Origin of the sequence: Helicobacter anseris (assembly GCF_003364335.1) — a bacterium.
GTDB lineage: Bacteria > Campylobacterota > Campylobacteria > Campylobacterales > Helicobacteraceae > Helicobacter_H > Helicobacter_H anseris.
Window position 1 is genome coordinate 41526 of record NZ_NXLX01000010.1, and the last position, 17628, is coordinate 59153.

At 31.3% G+C, this 17628-nt stretch carries 17 protein-coding genes, 1 tRNA gene and 1 pseudogene; 8 read left to right on the top strand and 11 right to left on the bottom strand.

Features of this window, described 5'->3' with window-relative positions; genetic code table 11:
* Positions 1 to 22: 22 nt before the first annotated feature.
* Genes CQA57_RS04965 through CQA57_RS04990 form a run of 6 tightly spaced genes read right to left on the bottom strand, consistent with a single transcriptional unit; the run spans position 23 to position 6057 of the window.
* Complete coding sequence (locus CQA57_RS04965; protein ID WP_245941861.1) at positions 23 to 1282, bottom strand: murein hydrolase activator EnvC family protein; 1260 nt, start codon at positions 1280 to 1282, stop codon at positions 23 to 25.
* A complete protein-coding gene (locus tag CQA57_RS04970; RefSeq protein ID WP_115579127.1) occupies positions 1282 to 2091 on the bottom strand; it encodes an FtsX-like permease family protein in 810 nt (269 codons plus the stop codon). The genes CQA57_RS04965 and CQA57_RS04970 overlap by 1 nt, the downstream gene beginning before the upstream one ends.
* On the bottom strand, positions 2078 to 2749 hold the full coding sequence (locus tag CQA57_RS04975) for a cell division ATP-binding protein FtsE (protein WP_115579128.1): 672 nt from the start codon (positions 2747 to 2749) through the stop codon (positions 2078 to 2080). Before CQA57_RS04975 ends, CQA57_RS04970 begins: the two co-directional genes overlap by 14 nt.
* On the bottom strand, positions 2746 to 3891 hold the full coding sequence (gene trmB, locus CQA57_RS04980; protein ID WP_115579129.1) for a tRNA (guanosine(46)-N7)-methyltransferase TrmB: 1146 nt from the start codon (positions 3889 to 3891) through the stop codon (positions 2746 to 2748). Before trmB ends, CQA57_RS04975 begins: the two co-directional genes overlap by 4 nt.
* On the bottom strand, positions 3891 to 5129 hold the full coding sequence (locus CQA57_RS04985; protein ID WP_115579130.1) for a fibronectin type III domain-containing protein: 1239 nt from the start codon (positions 5127 to 5129) through the stop codon (positions 3891 to 3893). The genes trmB and CQA57_RS04985 overlap by 1 nt, the downstream gene beginning before the upstream one ends.
* Positions 5086 to 6057, bottom strand: a complete 972-nt coding sequence (locus CQA57_RS04990) for an RluA family pseudouridine synthase (RefSeq protein WP_407918735.1) — start codon at positions 6055 to 6057, stop codon at positions 5086 to 5088. Before CQA57_RS04990 ends, CQA57_RS04985 begins: the two co-directional genes overlap by 44 nt.
* 88 nt (positions 6058 to 6145) lie before the next feature.
* On the opposite strand from CQA57_RS04990, the gene CQA57_RS04995 reads away from it, so the two are divergent.
* The gene (locus CQA57_RS04995) at positions 6146 to 7312 is read left to right on the top strand and encodes an FtsW/RodA/SpoVE family cell cycle protein (RefSeq protein WP_170126828.1); all 1167 of its coding nucleotides are present in this window, start codon (positions 6146 to 6148) and stop codon (positions 7310 to 7312) included.
* Positions 7274 to 7350 (top strand) — tRNA-Ile (locus CQA57_RS05000). Before CQA57_RS04995 ends, CQA57_RS05000 begins: the two co-directional genes overlap by 39 nt.
* Positions 7351 to 7359: 9 nt before the next feature.
* Here CQA57_RS05000 and CQA57_RS05005 read toward each other — a convergent pair.
* Genes CQA57_RS05005 through CQA57_RS05025 form a run of 5 tightly spaced genes read right to left on the bottom strand, consistent with a single transcriptional unit; the run spans position 7360 to position 11501 of the window.
* On the bottom strand, positions 7360 to 8538 hold the full coding sequence (locus tag CQA57_RS05005) for a GDSL-type esterase/lipase family protein (protein ID WP_170126826.1): 1179 nt from the start codon (positions 8536 to 8538) through the stop codon (positions 7360 to 7362).
* Positions 8531 to 9490 (bottom strand): SGNH/GDSL hydrolase family protein, encoded by a 960-nt coding sequence (locus tag CQA57_RS05010; RefSeq protein WP_115579133.1) that lies wholly within the window; start codon positions 9488 to 9490, stop codon positions 8531 to 8533. The genes CQA57_RS05005 and CQA57_RS05010 overlap by 8 nt, the downstream gene beginning before the upstream one ends.
* Positions 9490 to 10887 (bottom strand): MBOAT family O-acyltransferase, encoded by a 1398-nt coding sequence (locus CQA57_RS05015; RefSeq protein ID WP_115579134.1) that lies wholly within the window; start codon positions 10885 to 10887, stop codon positions 9490 to 9492. The genes CQA57_RS05010 and CQA57_RS05015 overlap by 1 nt, the downstream gene beginning before the upstream one ends.
* Before the next feature lie 9 nt (positions 10888 to 10896).
* Entirely contained in the window at positions 10897 to 11163 is a 267-nt protein-coding gene (locus CQA57_RS05020; protein WP_115579135.1) for a hypothetical protein, read from the bottom strand.
* A gap of 5 nt (positions 11164 to 11168) precedes the next feature.
* Positions 11169 to 11501 (bottom strand): cupin domain-containing protein, encoded by a 333-nt coding sequence (locus CQA57_RS05025; RefSeq protein ID WP_115579136.1) that lies wholly within the window; start codon positions 11499 to 11501, stop codon positions 11169 to 11171.
* A 308-nt stretch (positions 11502 to 11809) separates the two neighbouring features.
* Here CQA57_RS05025 and groES point away from each other — a divergent pair.
* The 6 genes and pseudogenes from groES to CQA57_RS05055 all read left to right on the top strand — a co-directional run.
* Positions 11810 to 12079: pseudogene (groES, locus tag CQA57_RS05030) on the top strand (co-chaperone GroES); the annotation flags it as partial.
* A 33-nt stretch (positions 12080 to 12112) separates the two neighbouring features.
* Entirely contained in the window at positions 12113 to 13756 is a 1644-nt protein-coding gene (gene groL, locus CQA57_RS05035; RefSeq protein ID WP_115579138.1) for a chaperonin GroEL, read from the top strand.
* 218 nt (positions 13757 to 13974) lie between these two features.
* Positions 13975 to 14475: a Rieske 2Fe-2S domain-containing protein gene (locus CQA57_RS05040; RefSeq protein ID WP_115579139.1), complete on the top strand. Its 501-nt coding sequence runs from the start codon at positions 13975 to 13977 to the stop codon at positions 14473 to 14475.
* A 9-nt stretch (positions 14476 to 14484) separates the two neighbouring features.
* Positions 14485 to 15720, top strand: a complete 1236-nt coding sequence (locus CQA57_RS05045) for a cytochrome b (protein ID WP_115579140.1) — start codon at positions 14485 to 14487, stop codon at positions 15718 to 15720.
* A complete protein-coding gene (locus CQA57_RS05050) occupies positions 15717 to 16625 on the top strand; it encodes a c-type cytochrome (RefSeq protein ID WP_115579141.1) in 909 nt (302 codons plus the stop codon). The genes CQA57_RS05045 and CQA57_RS05050 overlap by 4 nt, the downstream gene beginning before the upstream one ends.
* 91 nt (positions 16626 to 16716) lie before the next feature.
* On the top strand, positions 16717 to 17436 hold the full coding sequence (locus CQA57_RS05055; protein WP_115579142.1) for a carbonic anhydrase: 720 nt from the start codon (positions 16717 to 16719) through the stop codon (positions 17434 to 17436).
* Positions 17437 to 17628: the final 192 nt, after the last annotated feature.

A 17628-nucleotide genomic window follows, 5' to 3' on the forward strand; every position in this document is an offset into this window, starting at 1 on the left:
ATCGGCATTTTTTATTTTATTTTTATTTACTTTTAGAAATTACTTCCAATGGGTCAATATGTTTGTCTTTTTGAGTAATTTCAAAACTAAGTTTTTGATTGATTCTACCAATGATATAACCCTTTTGAATTCTTAATCCAGGCTTAATGGTTGGTGCTATTTTATCAAGTTGGGAATAAATGGTATGAATACCATCATGGTTTTCAATAATTATAACTTTTTTTAAGATGGGCACTTCTTTTGCATATACAATTTTTCCATCAAAAATACTCTTTACTGGAGCATTTGGAGTTTTGGATACCATAACTACAGATTCATTAAAGACTTTTAATTTATAAACAGGATCAAAATAAGTGCCAAATTTTTGTTCTATAGTGTATTGCTCTATAGGCGAGATTGTTTTCTTTCCTGTATATTTTGTAATAGATAGGGCTTGATAAGAGTTTGCGACCTGTTTTACTTCAATGACTTCTTGGGTTTTGTTTTTGTTTGTTTGCTGTATTTGTTGTTGTGCTTGTTGTTTAATTTCTTGATTCTTTTTTTCTTCTTCAATTTCTTTTTGTGTTTTTTGTTTAAGTATATTTAGATTACTTAGTATTTTATCAAGACTCTTTCTTTCATTTTCTATTTGATTAAGTTTTGCATTATAGTTTTTAATATCCTTTTGCATAATCTTAATGAGCTCTTTTTGTTCTTGCAATAAAGATTGAAGATATTTTTTTTGATTTTTTTGTGTGCTGATATTTTGAGTGATTTGTGTGATATTTTCAAGTGTTTGAGTAATTTTGAATTCTAAATTTTTTTCTTCTTGTGTAAGCATTTGAATTTTTTGCTGAGAGTTTTTATTGAGAAGTTTAAAAAACTCTTGCAAAATGATATCATCTGGAGAAATTGGGTTTTCATGATTAAGAATAATAATAAAAGAGGCATCATTGATCAAAATACGCGTAATTTTATCTCTTATGTTTTGTTTATCTTTTTGCAAAGTAAGTAAAATATTTTGATATTGCTGGAGTAGTTTTTCTTGATTAGTGTTTTCGGATTGATTGTTTTCAATGATATTTTGAATATTTGCAATCTTTTTGTCATAAACACCAATTTGTTGTTTTGTTTTGTTGATTTTGTTGCCTAAATCTTGTAAAAGATTGGTGATTTGATTTTTTTCATTTTCTTTTTTGAGAATTTTTTTTTGATTAAGGCTAATATCTTTGTTGATTTGTTTAAGATCTGCTCCATGACAAAGAATTAAAAAAAAATAACATATGAGAAGAAAAACTTTCACTAAGCCTTCCTTCTTGAGATTATTACAACAAAAACGCAAAATAAAGAAATGCAGATTGCAAAACCTGCCAATGCAAGGAAATCTTGAGAGAATCTAAAAATGTTATCCGGAATTCCAAGATCTTCAAATATTGTTTTAGTTTGAGGCATTTGAGAGCAGTAGAAGCTACCAAGAGTGATAATGCAGCTTGCAATAATGGAATCAAAAAATGCAAGTTTAAATAATATCTTGTTTTTTAGCCATGAAGAAGCACCTAGCAAATCCATAATTTGCATACGTTTTTGATGTTCAAATCTCCATACCTGTATTTGTCGCATCATGAGCAAAAAACTAAATATTCCAAGCAGTGAAGCAAAAATCATAATATTGCTTTTGGTAAAAAATAAAAGTCTATAAACTTGATTGTGTGTTTTTGCAAAAGTCTCAATATGGCTGATAAAATCTAGATTTTTTAAGTTATTTTCAATAGCATCTAGTTCTTTTTGACTAGGATATTGCAGTAATTTTATAGAGTAAAAAAATGGTAAATCTTTTTGGATAATCTTGAGATTTTCCTCATCATTAAAATCTTGAAATTTTTGCAATAGGTAGGAAGGATCTATGATGGTAAGACTTTTTGCCTCATTGATGTAATTTTTAATCTCTTCAAGATTTAAGCTTTTTTTTGAAGCAACTAAAATGAAGTAATTTTGGAGTAATTTATCTTCTTTAATATTTATGGCACGATTGATAAATAAAATGCTTTGCAAACTAAAAAGAAGTGCTAACAAAGGTATGATTAGGGTAAGGTGTCTTTTAAGAGTATTCATAAACTTCCCCCTCTTGTATATTGAGTTTTCTATGATTGATATTTAATCGATCGGGTATTCTGTGTGTAACAACGACAATTGTAATACCAAGTTGTTGATTTGCACTTTTTAATAAGCTCCAGATAAGATCACTAGAATAGTCATCTAGATTTCCTGTGGGTTCATCTGCTAGAATAATTTCAGGACGATGTGCGATTGCCCTTGCCATTGCAACTCTTTGTTGCTCGCCACCACTTAGTTCTAGAGGGTAGCGATTGCTTTTGTGTAATAAATTTATATGAGTGAGTAATTTTTGAACTTGCTCTTGGCAAAAAGTTTTGCTATAACCATTGATAATCATTGGTAGCATAATGTTTTTTTCTACATTCCATTCTTCTATAAGTTTGTAGTCTTGGAAAACAATCCCTATTTTTTTTCTCAAATTTGTAATATCTTTTTTTTTGGCACAATGCACTTGTGTATCACATACATCAAGTTCCCCAGATCTGATTTCTAAATCCCCATATAACGATCTTAAAAGTGTGCTTTTTCCACTACCGCTAGCTCCAGATATAAAAACAAAATCTTTTTGTTTTATTGTAAAGGTTGCTTTTTTGATAACAATTTCATCTTTTTTATATCCTAAACACAACTCTTTTGCTTTGATAGCTATTTTCATTGATTCTCCAGATAAGTTATTAGCCTTTTGTGTGCTTTAATATTTGCAGGAATTGCCAATGGTGGCTGTCCTAAAAACTTTATCAAATGATTTTGATGATCTATTTGAATAAATCTCGTATTTGGCCAATTAAAATCACCAAAACTAATACTTAGAAGTATACTATCTTTGCTAAAAAACCTTGCATTAAGATGAATAAAAAAATCTTTTTCAATAATTCTTTCAGGAAAATTAAATTCTTTAGAATAAGGAAAGGAGAAATCGTAGTTAGATGAAATTTCTTGATCAAAGTGCAAGGATTTAAATTCTAGATCATAAATATTTTTTTGCTGTTTTATCCATCTAGCCTCATATTTGCTTATGATTTCTTGTGCAATATTTTTATTGATGCTAAAACTTGATTGATGGGTGTTTAGTGCTAGGGATAGGGCATCTTGAAAATAGATTTCATCATCAGTTCTTAGGTGTAGAGTTTTGTTTGGGGCTAAGATTCTTAATGCTTGTGTGAGAAAATCTTTTGTTAAAACTCTTCGATGTGGTTTTTTATTCCAAGGCACTGGAAAATGTATAAAAATTTTTTCACAGAGATTTGATGGTAGTATTTGTGTCAATATTCTTGCATCAAGATTGCTAATAAAGAGATTTTTTAGATTTAAAATTTCAATTTGCCTTAAAACTTGTTGTATTGATGGAGTGTGAATTTCAATACCAAGACATAGAAGTTGTGGATTTTTTCTAGCAAGATTTAAAAGATGCCTACCAGACCCAAAGCCTATTTCTAGCATAAAAGGTTGGTTGCATTGTGTCAGGATATCGGCTGGATTTAATAAGAATGGAGAATTGGTTGTTTGTTTTGGAGTGTTTTTAGAAAGATTGTGTGAAATAATCTCACAATGTTTGCTTAATATAGAGAGTGCATCTTTGAGGTGACCTGTAAGACTAGGTCTTGTATTTTTTTCTGCCTTAAACAAAAAACCTAAAGGGTGTTTATTTTTTCTTAGAAAGAATAAATCTTTTCCACGAGTTACTGATATCAAACCTTGAGAGGGGTATTTTTCATCAATGAAGTAATTATGAAATATAAAATCCCCTTCTTGTAGGGGAAATTTAATATTTTCTTTTTTTGCTATGAAATGAGGCATCAGAAACCAAGCTTGATAATAGGAGTTGGTTTAGATTCTATTTTGTTTGAATCGATACTAAAAACTTCATAGAAGTATTGAATATTTGGTTGCATTTCTTTGTCTATAAAGCCATTGACTTGTATATCTTCAAAACAAATTCTTGTTTTTTTATTTCCTTTTTCTGTGCGACAAACTTTATAGGATATATCTTGCAATGCTTCAATCTTTTCCCATCTGATAATAGCTCTTTGATTTTTTATAATTGCAGAAGTAATCTTTGGTGTTGGAGGGGGAGGGAGGGTAGAACCTTTAATCGCCCCAATGCTTAAATCACCTTCAATACCATCACTATCTACAGGAATGACTTTATAATATCTTATTTGATTATCTTTAAGGCCTTTTTCTTTAAAAAAATTTCTTTTTGTTTCTCCAATTTGTTTAAATTTTTCACCAATGTCATTGGCGGCATAAATTCTATAAAGACTTATGGGATATTTACTATCACTAGGGATGTCCCATGTGAGCAATATGCTTTTGTTTAGGTTATCTGAAGCTTGTATATTTGCCAGTCCATTGGGTTTTTTTCGAGTGCTGCCCGTGATAATTTGACTAGGTAAAGATGGGGTGCCTTCAAAGTTTTCGCAGATGATTCTATAGGTATAGCTTTGTCCATCTTCAAGATTGGTGTCAAAAAATTCAACAAATAGTCGATGGGGAACTACACCAATATTTAAAAAATCTCCTTTTTTGTCTTTGCGTTGAATGATGTATTTTTTAATACTTGGATTTGGGTGAGGACTCCAAAATATTTTTACTTCCTTAGGTAGATCATTGCTAGCAAAGACATTTTCAACAGCATCAATAAAAGAAGTTTTTACTACTATAGCTTTAGATTGTGGCGAGATATTTTTATGTTTTCCAAGAACAACAACATGAAAAGTATAGTTTGTTTGTGTTTTTAAATTGGATACAAAGTAATGAGTTGCATAGGGATTTTTTACAATGGCTAAGGGAATTGTATTTTGTTTTGAATCTTTATAGGTGATTGCATAGCCTTCTACATCCTCAAGATTACTAGGAGTTTTCCATTCAAAACCTACACTTGTAACATCACTAATAGTTCTTGCATAAGGAATCACAGGAAGAGAACTGTCGATTTTTCTACCTGCGAGCTCATTTTGAAAAATACCACACCCCTGAATGAGAAAAAAACTAAGAGATATTAAGTAAAAATTCAGGTTTTTGTAGTATTTCATTGATTTTTTCCTTACCAAAATTAGTTTCTAGAAATTCTAACATATCATCAAAAATAGAGGCCTTAAAAAGTAAGTTTTTTTTGGTTGTTGGGTGTATAAGGTAGATGAGATAAGCATGAAGTAAGATTCTACCCTTAAAATTTCCATGATATCCATAAGTTTGATCCCCAATAATATGGCGTGATATGCTTTCTAGATGTGCTCTAATTTGATGTGTCCTACCTGTAAAAAGCTTTACTGCTATTAACTGAATATTTTTTTGTTCATTGGTAAGCAATGGGATAAAAAGACTTTTTGAATAGCGAGAAGTGACAGATTGTTGATGATCTAGTTTGGTCATTTTAAGCCTATTTCTTGGATTTCTTCCTAGCTGACATTCAATAATAATAGAATCTTTTATCGGACAATCTATGATTGTAAGATAGTATCTTCCAAGTGTTTTGGATTGCAATTGCATAGAGAGATTTGCGTGAGAAATATTATTTTTAGCAATAATGATGCCCCCAGTTGTATCTTTATCAAGTCGATGCACAATGCCATATCTTTCTTCCCCACTTAAATTTGAAAGTGTAAAATTTTTTGCCTTTAACCAATCTACTAGTGTTTCATCTTTTACACTAGGTGCTCCATGAACAACTAAATTGGAAGGTTTGTTTAATATTAAAATATCATCATCTTCATAAATGATTTCAATATCAAGATGTGTTTTTGTTTCTTTTTGTGGTTTGATTGGTTGTTTGGGGTTTAAGATAGTGATTTGATCATTTTTTTTAATAGGAATCCCACCTTTATGGCATATCTTATCATTGATAAGAATCAAAGAATGTTTAATAAGACCTAGGATTTGATTTTTTGGCAGATTGAGTTCTTTGGATAAAAAGGTATCAATTCTTGCGAAATCCTCTTGTATCGCAATAATCTGTTTTATGTGTTGCATCTAAGAATCCATATTTTTTTTAAAGTAAAAACAAATGTGTTAAAATTTCGGTTTGTTTTTAAAAAATTTTGGTGAAATGATAATGATTGATAGGCGTATTTTAACACATTTTGATTTTCTTTTGGTTTTTTTGGTATTGCCAATCATTGGACTTTCATTCTTCCTTGTAAATGGTTTTGATAGTGATAAGGGTTTAAGAGAGCTTGTTTATATCACTATTGGCGTGATACTGTTTTTTATATTCTTTTTGATTCCATTTAGAAAGCTAAGTCGTAGTATTACTGTATTTTATTGGCTTTTTATAGGAATGTTATTTATTATAGATTTTTATGGCGCAGTCAGATTAGGGGCACAAAGATGGATTATCTTACCTGGAACTGGAATGTCTTTTCAGCCAAGTGAGCCAATGAAAGTAGCAATGATTTTAATGCTTGCAAATCTTATAGTGCATAATCCACCTCAAAAGGGTGGGTATGGACTCAAGGATTTAGCAGTATTTAGCTTTTATATTCTTTTGCCTGTCTTTCTAGTTGCGAAACAACCTGATTTAGGTAGTGCTATTGTAATGTTTTTGATGGGGTATGGTATCTTATTTGTCGTAGGTATTCAAAAAAGGATTGTTCTTTGGATACTTGGTTTATTTATTTTGTTGGCACCTATTTTATATTCCTCAAATATGCTTACAAGGTGGGAATATCAGGCTAAGAGGGTGCAAGATTTTATAGCCACAACTCCATCACATCAAGTGCAACAATCATTGATTGCCATAGGATCTGCTGGATGGTTGGGTAAAAGTGAGGAAAATATCACGCAAACAAAATTTGGATTCTTGCCAATCCCTATTACAGATATTATTTTTTCTTATTATGTTGAGAGATTTGGTTTTATTGGAGCATTAGTATTATTTGCATTTTATATTGTTTTAATTTTGCATATTCTTTCATTTTGTTTGTTGGATTCCAGGGATTATTTTTTGCAAGTAGTGGCCAGTGGAATTGCCATATTGCTTTTTGTTTATATGAGTGTAAATATTGCAATGACGGTAAATTTTGCTCCTATTGTTGGTATACCTCTTCCTATTTTGAGTTATGGGGGTAGTAGTTTTATTACTTTTATGATTTTATTTGGCATTTTAGAAAACTTGCTTGCTTTTAAATTTGATTTTGAGTATAATTCAAGCCCACTTAATAGCTTACGGAAAAAGAAAGGATCCTTAGCTCAGCTGGTCAGAGCACTCGGCTCATAACCGATTGGTCGTAGGTTCAAATCCTACAGGATCCACCATATATGCAATTATTCTTTTATCTTCAAAGTGTTTAACAAAGCCTTATATACAGCATTTGCGCTGATTCTATATCCAAGAGGTGTTAAATGAACATCTTTTTTTGAAAGTTTCTCTTCAATCCATTTTTGTTTTTTTCCAGTCTTTTCAATAAACTCATCTAAATCAAAAAAGAGAGTATTTTCACTCTTTGCCAATTCTTTAATAGCATTTTTGACTTGTAGAAAATTAGGTGTTATTTCATAATTTTTACTCTTATTTTTTGCTACCACTGTGGGTGGCCCTATGAGTAATATGGTTGTATTTGGATTATATTTTCTGATTTTTCTTATAAGCACCTTGTAGTTATGCATAAAAGTGTCATATTCAAATTTTTCAGAAATTGCATCATTTGAACCATAAGAAAGAATGACAAGATCATATTGAATTGCTTGGAGCTCTTGATCAAAAATATCTTGATTCCACTTGAGCCATAAATCACTCCTTGCACCATTGATTCCCATATGATCAATAATATTATTATCTTCTTTATTGTAGATGAAATAGCCACCAAGCATACCATTTCTCATAAGTGATTTGATTGTTATGGGAAATTGAAGTTCATATTCTTTGCTCAAATACCATGTTTCTGGATTTTTTGAGCTTAAATGTATTTTTTTATAATTAGAATCTATAACCTCAAAAGTTGCAAGTTCATTTGGTGTTTTGACTACAAAACGCACGATAAATTTCTTATTTTCAAGTAATAAATCTAAAGTTATCAGAGCTTGAGTATTCTTTGCCCTTGCAATTACTCCTCCCATCGGATAGTTAATATAGGGGTTTCTCAAAGAATTGAGCACTTCAAAATGTTTGCTTTCTATTTTAGTAAGAATATTTCTGTGATAATTTGGGAAAATAGGATAGACAAAACCTATGGCATTTGGTTTAAAAATAATATTTCTAAGTTCTGAAGAAAAAATATCAGCAGCAATATGAGAATCTCCAAATATCTTGATACGCAAGTCTTTTTTTAGAAGTATCTTTTGTCGCAATAAATCAAGGTTTTGAGAGTTGAAATTGTAAATTTCTGCCTTTTTGAGCATTTTGATATATTTAGTTTCATATTTTTCCAAATTTTGTTCAAACAAGCTTACTTGTTTGCAATAAATCAAAAAAGGAAAAAAGAATAATAAAAAAAGCCTATTCATTATTACTTCCTTGAGGCATTGTATTATCCTCTTGTTCTTCTGTTTCATTGTGAATAACTTCAATTTTTTGCAAGAGTAGATTTGAAAGCAATCTTGAACCAGCTGGAGTGAAGTGGATTCCATCATTGGATCGAATTCTTACTTTTTTTCCATCTTCTTTTTCAATTTCTGGAGTATATTCATCATTGGGTGCAAATAAAAAATTTGTCTTAATAAAAAATGCATTGTATAAGAAGCTTTCTGTTTCATAAATTTGATTAAGGTGTCTAATTTTTTCATTTAATTGTTTGTTTCTCACCATTGGCACCTCATACCAAAAAACAAAAATATTTCTTGCTTTTGCTAGTTCAAGTATTGTTTGCACCCTTTGAGAATAAATGCTATCCCATTCTAGACTTGCAAATTTTATTTTTCCAATATTCCAAGGGTCATTGGCACCAAGAACTACTACAATTGCATCAATATTTGAATTTTCATTTAACGTATTTTCTAAAACCTCTGGCCAATTAAAAAATTTCTGATAAGTAAGTCCAGTGCTTTGTTTTGCCATATCAATAACTTGAATATTTTGTTTTTTAAGTTTGGAGGCAAGAGACATGCTAATTCCTTGCATCATAGAATCGCCTATAAACAAAAAGGTTGCATAATCTTGTATGATAAGTTTACCATCTTCAAGGCTTAAACGAGGAATTTCTTGATGTTCTTCTTGTATGTCTTGAGGTATATTTTCATTGGGTTCATTGTAAAGCAGAGTAGATGGATTGGGAAAAAGGCTTTCGGCAAAAGATGAAAGCTGCTGTGCTGGATAACCAATTGTTTGTAAAAAAGCATTTTCTTGCAAGATACTCCAGTGATATGTTTGTTCTATATACTTTAATATACTTTGATTAAAGGCTAGTAATGTGAGTATTAAGGTGATAAGAAGAGTTGAAAGAAAATTCCAGAGTTTCATTAAAAGCCCGCATAGATAAAATTTGGTATTCCACTTGGCATTATGGAAAAAATAACAATAAGTAATAATGCAAGCCAAAGTGGTTTCATAGTATTTGGTATTTTTTTAAACAAAGTGATGCAAAAACTTTCAAGATGGATTGAGAATTGATAGATGAAAAAAATAACAAATGCAAGACATAGTAAAATGATGTTTTCAGGGCTGATGGGAACATTGCTTTTAAAAGCCTTGATAAAATCTAAAGATTGTGATAAGTCTGGATAATAGAAGAAAATCCAGCAAAAAGTTACAAAATTAAAAGTAATAAGCTTTGAAAGTAGTGGCAAAAAACTAAAAGAAATTTTTAGGCGTTGCAAGATATTAACAATAATAATCCCACAACCATGCAATAATCCCCAAATTAGAAAATTGAGTGTATTGCCATGCCAGATTCCAGAAATTCCAAAAGAAATAAGCACAAAAATTTGAGTATAAAAAAATCCTTTTTTATTGCCACCTAGTGGGATATAGATAAAATCTCTAATAAAAGTTGAGAGGCTAATATGCCATCTGCTCCAAAAATCTTTAAGGTTTTTTGCAGTATATGGCATATTGAAATTTGGTGGTAGGGTAAAACCTATCATTAGTGCAAATGCACTTACTAAATTGACATATCCGCTAAAATCACAATAAATTTGGAGAGAATAGCCATATATAGCAAGGAGTAGTTCTATAGCATTAAAACTATAAGGATCTTTAAAGATTTCTGTTGTATAGATTCCTGCATAGTTTGCAATAATGATTTTTTTAAAAATACCAAACAAGAGAAGAATAAAAATAAGCCCAGTATTTTGTGGTTGCCATATTCTTGGTTTTTCAAATTGCGCAAAGAAGTATTCCGCACGCATAATAGGGCCTGATATAAAGGTTGGAAAAAATGAGAGATAGGAGGCGAGATGTTCAAAACTTTGTAGATTTTTGTTAAAAACACTATTTTGAATTCTGCCATCATAGACCCATTTTAAATAAGTGATAGATGCAAAAGTATAAAAACTAATGCCAAGAGGCATTAAAATTTCAATTTGATTATCATTAAATCCAATATCTTTAAAGATGATTTCAAAGAAATTTTTGATACTTGGAAAGTATTTAAAAAAACATAAATTAAGCACAGCAAGTGCTATGCTCAAAAGCAAAATAAACCTCTTTTTAGATGTTGCAATCCATAAAGCAAAAAAATGAATACAGATACTATAAAGCAACAATACAAGTGCTACATAAAAATTGCCTAAAATAAAAATAAGAGTGTAGTTAAATACCAAAATCGCCATATTTTGGTATTTAATATCTTTTATACTCCAATAAATTGTCAAAAAGAGCAAAAATAAAAGCGTAAATTCAATAGAGAAAAAATTCATCTTAAAATTTTAGTCATCCAAGTTTGTAATAAGATATCTTGATCTTACAACTTCAAGTTCTTTTTCTAATCTTTGTTTTTCTTCTAATAGTATATCATATTGTGCCTGCAAGACGTTGATATTGCGGCTTGAGCGATAAATCTCACTAGTGAGAAATATCTTTGTTCCAAGCAAAATGCAACTAAAACAAAGAATACATAATGCACATACAAGAGATTTAAGGCTTAAACCATTGAGATGAATTTCTAAAGTTTCTTGATGAATACTTTCTTGCATTTTAGTTATTTCTTTAAAATATTTTGTAGTCTTAATGCCTGGTCGTTTTTAGCTAAACTTAAGCGGATGATACTATCCTCAAATGCACCTAAAGAATGCACGATTTTAGCATCCACTGTAATCATATCCAAAGCATTGAGTTCAAATTCTTCTTCTTTTATTTTGAACCAAATTTTACCACAAAGCACTTGAACACTAATATCAAATGGTGCCTGATGTTCTTTCATAATAGAATCTTTTGGCATAATGATTTGTATTTCCTTAGCACTTTGATTCTCGTGCAAGACCTTTGTTTGAAATTTTTCAAATTGTTTAATATTCCAGTTAATGATTTGCATTTTATTTTCCTTGTTAAATTTAATAAGAGTTTTTTATATAGATAAATTTTAATTTGTGATTTTAAAATTTTGCAATTAAACTTAGATTTTAAAATCACAAAGATTATAGCATTAAAAAGTTTTACTATGGTAATGTAAGGATTATAATTTGATAAAACTAAATTATTTTATTAAAAAAACTTTAGTCTATATAACTAAGATTTTATTATTTTAATAATATAAAGTATTGACTCATTTATCAAAGTAAATTAAAATTCTATCACTTAAAATTTTAAGTGCTAAATTTCAAATTATTTAAGGAGTTTAAAATGAATTTTAAACCGCTAGGAAAAAGAGTTCTTGTAGAAAGACTTGAAGAAGAAACAAAAACAAGCTCAGGGATTATCATTCCAGATAATGCAAAAGAAAAACCTTTGATGGGTGTTATAAAAGCTATAGGTGGTAAGGTTTCTGAAGAATGCCAATGTCTAAAAGAAGGTGATACAGTAGTATTTGGCAAATATAAAGGAAGCGAAATAAAAATAGATAATAAAGAATTTATTGTTTTGGATTTTGAAGATATTTTGGGAATTATGAGTAAATAATCTTAGATTTTTTTAAAGGAGTAAAAAATGGCAAAAGAAATTAAATTTAGTGATAATGCAAGAAATAAACTTTTTGAAGGTGTAAAACAACTAAGCGATGCAGTTAAAGTTACAATGGGACCAAGAGGAAGAAATGTATTGATTCAAAAAAGTTATGGTGCTCCAGCTATTACAAAAGATGGTGTTTCTGTTGCAAAAGAAGTTGAGTTAGCAGATCCAATTGCAAATATGGGAGCTCAGCTTGTAAAAGAAGTAGCTAGCAAAACTGCTGATGCTGCTGGAGATGGAACGACTACAGCTACAGTTTTAGCATATAGCATTTATAAAGAAGGATTAAGAAATATTACAGCAGGTGCAAATCCTGTAGAAGTAAAAAGAGGTATGGATAAAGCTGTAGAAGCGATTGTTGCAGAGCTTAAAAATGGTAGCAAAAAAGTAGGTGGAAAATCTGATATTGCTCAGGTTGCTACAATTTCTGCAAATTCTGATGAAAAAATTGGAAATCTTATTGCTGAGGCAATGGAAAAAGTAGGAAAAGATGGCGTAATTACTGTAGAAGAAGCTAAGGGAATCAATGATGAGTTAAGCGTTGTTGAAGGTATGCAATTTGATAGAGGCTATCTTTCTCCATATTTTGTAACAAATACAGACAAAATGACAACTCAACTTGAAAATGCTTATGTTCTTTTAACAGATAAGAAAATTTCTTCTATGAAAGATATCTTACCTTTACTTGAAGCTACGATGAAAAGTGGAAGACCTCTATTGATTGTTGCTGAAGACATTGAGGGAGAGGCTCTTACTACACTTGTGGTAAATAAACTTAGAGGTGTTTTAAATGTAGCAGCAGTAAAGGCACCTGGTTTTGGCGATAGAAGAAAAGAAATGTTAAAAGATATTGCAATTCTTACAGGTGGTGAAGTAATCAGTGAAGAAGTTGGTAAGACTTTAGAATCTGCTAGTATTGAGGATTTAGGGCAAGCAGCTAGAATTGTGATTGATAAAGATAATACAACAATTGTTGATGGTAAAGGCTCTAGCTCTGATGTAAAAGCAAGAGTAGCTCAAATCCGCACACAAATTGAGAGCACAACAAGTGATTATGATAGAGAAAAATTGCAAGAAAGACTAGCAAAACTTAGTGGCGGTGTTGCTGTAATTAAGGTAGGTGCTGCAAGTGAAGTTGAAATGAAAGAAAAGAAAGATCGTGTAGATGATGCCCTAAGTGCGACAAAAGCTGCTGTTGAAGAAGGTATCGTAATTGGTGGTGGTGCAGCGCTTATTCGTGCAGCGCAAAAAGTAAGTCTAAAGCTTGAAGGTGATGAGGCTGTTGGATACGATATTATCAAAAGAGCCATCAAAGCACCTTTAGCACAAATTGCAGCAAATGCTGGTTTTGATAGTGGTGTGGTTGTAAATGAAGTAGAAAACAAAAAAGATGCTTTTGGTTTTAATGCAAGCAATGGAGAATATGTAGATATGTTTAAAGCAGGTATTATTGATCCATTAAAAGTTACAAGAGTTGCATTACAAAATGCAGTTTCTGTATCAAGCTTACTTTTAACAACAGAAGCTACAATCAATGAAATTAAAGAAGATAAGCCAGCTGCTCCTGCAATGCCAGATATGGGAGGTATGGGTGGAATGGGAGGTATGGGTGGAATGATGTAATCCCCCCCCCCCATCTTTTGGTTTTAATTTTTTTTAAATACCCAAAAATTGCAGAGGTTTTTCTACTCTGCAATTTTTATTGCTTTCATTATTTTAACCCCCAAATTATTTAGAAATATTTTTAGCAACTTTGATTTAAGATTTTTTACCCCTAAAATATAGTAAAATAATGCGATTTTTGTTTTTCAAAATCAGTATTTAATAAAAAGGAGAAGGCAATGGCCGAAATAAAAAGAAGAGACTTTTTAGGTATGGCACTTGGAGGTGTTACTGCAGTGGGTGCAGCAGCATCTTTGGTTGCTATGAAAAGAACATGGGATCCTCTTCCTAGTGTTGTATCTGCAGGTTTTACAACTGTAGATGTCAGCTCGATGAAAGAGGGTGATTTTTCTAGCACAGAATGGAGAGGTAAGCCTGTATATATCATTAGAAAAAAGGCTGATGCAGAGTTTAATGCTGCTAGAGATTTTAAAATCGGGGATGCGGTATTTACTTTAGGAATCCAAATTTGCACACATTTAGGCTGTATTCCTATTTTTGATTCTGAAAAAGAGGATTTTTTCTGTCCTTGTCATGGTGGTCGCTTTAATATTGATGGAATCAATGTTCCTGGCACACCACCACCTTCACCTTTTGAAATACCACCTTTTAAAGTCGATGGTATGAAACTTGTTTTGGGCGAAAGTGGCTCAGAATATGAAGCAATGTTGAAAGCATAAGGAGAGAAAATGGCAAATATAAAAAAGGCTAATGGGTTGATGGATTGGTTAGATCAGCGAATGGGAATCAAAAAGCTGATTGAAGTAATGATGACGCGATATTGGATACCAAAAAATATCAATTTTTTATGGGCAATGGGCGTGGTTTTGCTTGTATTATTTTCACTTTTATTTATATCAGGATTATTTTTATTGATGTATTACAAGCCAGATGCAAAACTTGCATTTGATAGTGTAAATTACACTATTATGCAAGAGGTTGCTTATGGGTGGCTTTGGAGACATATCCACGCTGTTGCAGCAAGTGTAATTTTTGTGATTATTTATATTCATATGTTTGTAGCAATTTATTATGGATCTTATAAGAGAGGCAGAGAGGTCATTTGGATTGGTGGAATGTTACTCTTTGTAGTATTTTCTGCAGAAGCATTCAGTGGATATATGTTGCCTTGGGGTCAAATGAGTTATTGGGCAGCAGCAGTAATTACAAATCTTTTTGGCGGAATTCCAGTTATTGGGGCTGATGTAGTAGAGTGGGTAAGAGGTAATTATGTGGTTGCAGATGCAACGCTTACAAGATTTTTTATGTTACATGTTTGTCTTTTGCCTGTTGTTATCTTAGCTTTAATCGCATTTCACTTTTATTCTTTAAGAGTGCCTCATGTAAATAATGAGGAAGGAGAGGAGCTAGATTTTGAAGCAGAGCAAGAAAAGTATCTAGCAAATAAGAAAAAAGAATCTAAGGTTATTCCATTTTGGCCAGTTTTCTTGTCAAAAGATATCTTTGTTGTTTCAGTATTTATGATTTTCTTTTTCTATCTTGTATGCTATCACTTTGATTTTGCGATGGATCCAATCAACTTTGATCCTGCGGATAATCTAAAAACACCTTTGCATATTTATCCAGAGTGGTATTTCTTGTGGAGTTATGAAGTGCTTAGAGGTTTCTTCTTTAGTGCAGATTTAGGATTGATTGCCTTTGGTATTGCTCAAGTAATATTTTTTATGTTACCTTGGTTAGATAGAAGTGATGTTGTAGCTCCAGCACATAAAAGAAAGAATTTTATGATTTGGTTTTGGGCTTTAATTGCTGATTTGATTATTCTTACTATCTATGGAAAATTACCACCAGAAGGTATAAATACTTATATCGGTTGTGCTGCGTCAATTGGATTTTTATTCTTGATGTTTATAGCACTTCCTATTGTTACAATTATGGAGAGAAAACAAGGAGGTGTGAAGTGAGAGAACTAAAAATTTTAGCAATTCTTATTGTAATTGTAGGGATTATTTATTGGGGTGTTGAACCTTTGGCACATTCTATAATGCACCCAAAGGTTGCGCCTGCTGATTTTGCATTTCAAGATTTGAGTGCAGTGGATATGTCAAAAGCAGATGCAAAAAAAGGTAAAGATTTGACAATGGATAATTGTGCTTCTTGCCATAGTATCACTTCTCAGGGAATTCAAGCTCCTATGGATGATGTTTCGGCAGCTTCTGCATTTGGAGTGGTTCCACCAGATTTATCAAATGCTGGTGCTGTATTTGATGCAAAATTTTTAGTGCATTTCATTCAAGATCCTGTGAGAGCAAGCCTTGTAAGTCATAAATTTAAAGTATCTTGTGAGGGTATGGATTCTGAGCAATGCGAGAAAAACAATGCAGGAAAGATCGATTATCCGATGAATGCATTTGCAGGTATTTTGAGTATGCAAGAAACAATTGATATTGTTGCTTATCTTAAGTCCATCGCTCCTGAAAGCTTGAGTAATAAAGAAGTATTTGCACAAGCTTGCGAGAGATGCCATAGTGTTAAATATGACAAAGTTACTGCCTTAACCTCAGATAGCGATTTATCAAGATATTTAGGTGCAAAAGCTCCAGATTTATCAATGATGATTAGAAGTAAGGGTGAACATTATTTAAATATTTTCATCAACGATCCTCAAAAGGAGCTAAGTGGAACTGCTATGCCTAGAGTAGGTCTGACAAAAGAAGCGCAACATCAAGTGATTGAGTATCTTGAAAATGTTGGCGATAGCAAAAAAGCAGAACGAGATTCTCTTGGAATCAAAATTATGATTTTCTTTGCAGTATTATCACTTCTTGCTTATGCGTGGAAAAGACAAATTTGGAAGGATTTGCATTGATTTTTTAGCACGGGTAAAACCTGTGCTATTTCTCAATTTTTTGTTATAAAATTCTATTTCCTTTTGAAAATTTTAGATTTAAGGAGATGAAATGTTAAAACAAGGAATGTTATTTTTTAGTTTTTTTGGATTTATGTTTGCTTCAAATTGGGATTATGAGGCAAATGGTCCTAAGAAGTGGGGGACTTTAGATCCAAACTGGAAACTCTGTGCCACAGGTCAAAGTCAATCCCCTATAAACATTATTTCTACCGAAACTACAAAAGTAAAAAATACTCTTTTTGTTGATTATAAGAATCACTCACAAAATATTCAAAATAATGGTCATACCTTGCAAGTTAATTTTAAAGATTCTGGTTTTGCAAGCATTGAAAATAAAAACTTTCAATTAGCGCAGTTTCATTTTCACACACCATCAGAAACACATATCAATGACAAAACCTATCCATTAGAAATTCACTTTGTGCATCAAAATGAAAAAAAAGAATTGCTTGTCATTTCTGTGCTTATGGAAGAAGGGGATTTCCATCCAGAGTTTGAAAAAATTGTCAGAGTAATGCCAAGCAATGTAGATTCTGTTGTAGAGTTTAAAAATTTTGAAGCAGGTGCATTATTGCCTAAGAGCAAGGCATATTATGAATTTATGGGAAGTTTGACAACTCCACCTTGTTCAGAAAATGTAACTTGGGTAGTTTTCAAACAATCTATACAAGCTTCAAAAGAGCAAATCCAAAAAGTTCATAATATCATTCATGATGATGCAAGAAATATTCAACCTACAAATCATCGCCTTATCAAAGAAGCAGATTGATTGAAATTTTTTAAAGGAGGGGATAAAAATAAAATTTGATATTTTTTTAAATCCTTGAAATATCACAAATTACACTATCTCAAGTTTTTTATACCCCCCCCCCCTCATTATTTGTCAATAACTATCAAAAAAAGCAATTTTTTAATATATAATTTTTGTCTTACTTTAAAAATAAAGAGCTTAAATACTTTT

Coding starts and splice junctions, on each gene's coding strand:
- CQA57_RS04970 (WP_115579127.1), bottom strand. CDS start 2,091: ATGAATACTCTTAAAAGACACCTTACCCTAATCATACCTTTGTTAGCA.
- CQA57_RS04975 (WP_115579128.1), bottom strand. CDS start 2,749: ATGAAAATAGCTATCAAAGCAAAAGAGTTGTGTTTAGGATATAAAAAA.
- trmB (WP_115579129.1), bottom strand. CDS start 3,891: ATGCCTCATTTCATAGCAAAAAAAGAAAATATTAAATTTCCCCTACAA.
- CQA57_RS04985 (WP_115579130.1), bottom strand. CDS start 5,129: ATGAAATACTACAAAAACCTGAATTTTTACTTAATATCTCTTAGTTTT.
- CQA57_RS05005 (WP_170126826.1), bottom strand. CDS start 8,538: ATGAATAGGCTTTTTTTATTATTCTTTTTTCCTTTTTTGATTTATTGC.
- CQA57_RS05010 (WP_115579133.1), bottom strand. CDS start 9,490: ATGAAACTCTGGAATTTTCTTTCAACTCTTCTTATCACCTTAATACTC.
- CQA57_RS05015 (WP_115579134.1), bottom strand. CDS start 10,887: ATGAATTTTTTCTCTATTGAATTTACGCTTTTATTTTTGCTCTTTTTG.
- CQA57_RS05020 (WP_115579135.1), bottom strand. CDS start 11,163: ATGCAAGAAAGTATTCATCAAGAAACTTTAGAAATTCATCTCAATGGT.
- CQA57_RS05025 (WP_115579136.1), bottom strand. CDS start 11,501: ATGCAAATCATTAACTGGAATATTAAACAATTTGAAAAATTTCAAACA.
- groL (WP_115579138.1), top strand. CDS start 12,113: ATGGCAAAAGAAATTAAATTTAGTGATAATGCAAGAAATAAACTTTTT.
- CQA57_RS05040 (WP_115579139.1), top strand. CDS start 13,975: ATGGCCGAAATAAAAAGAAGAGACTTTTTAGGTATGGCACTTGGAGGT.
- CQA57_RS05045 (WP_115579140.1), top strand. CDS start 14,485: ATGGCAAATATAAAAAAGGCTAATGGGTTGATGGATTGGTTAGATCAG.
- CQA57_RS05055 (WP_115579142.1), top strand. CDS start 16,717: ATGTTAAAACAAGGAATGTTATTTTTTAGTTTTTTTGGATTTATGTTT.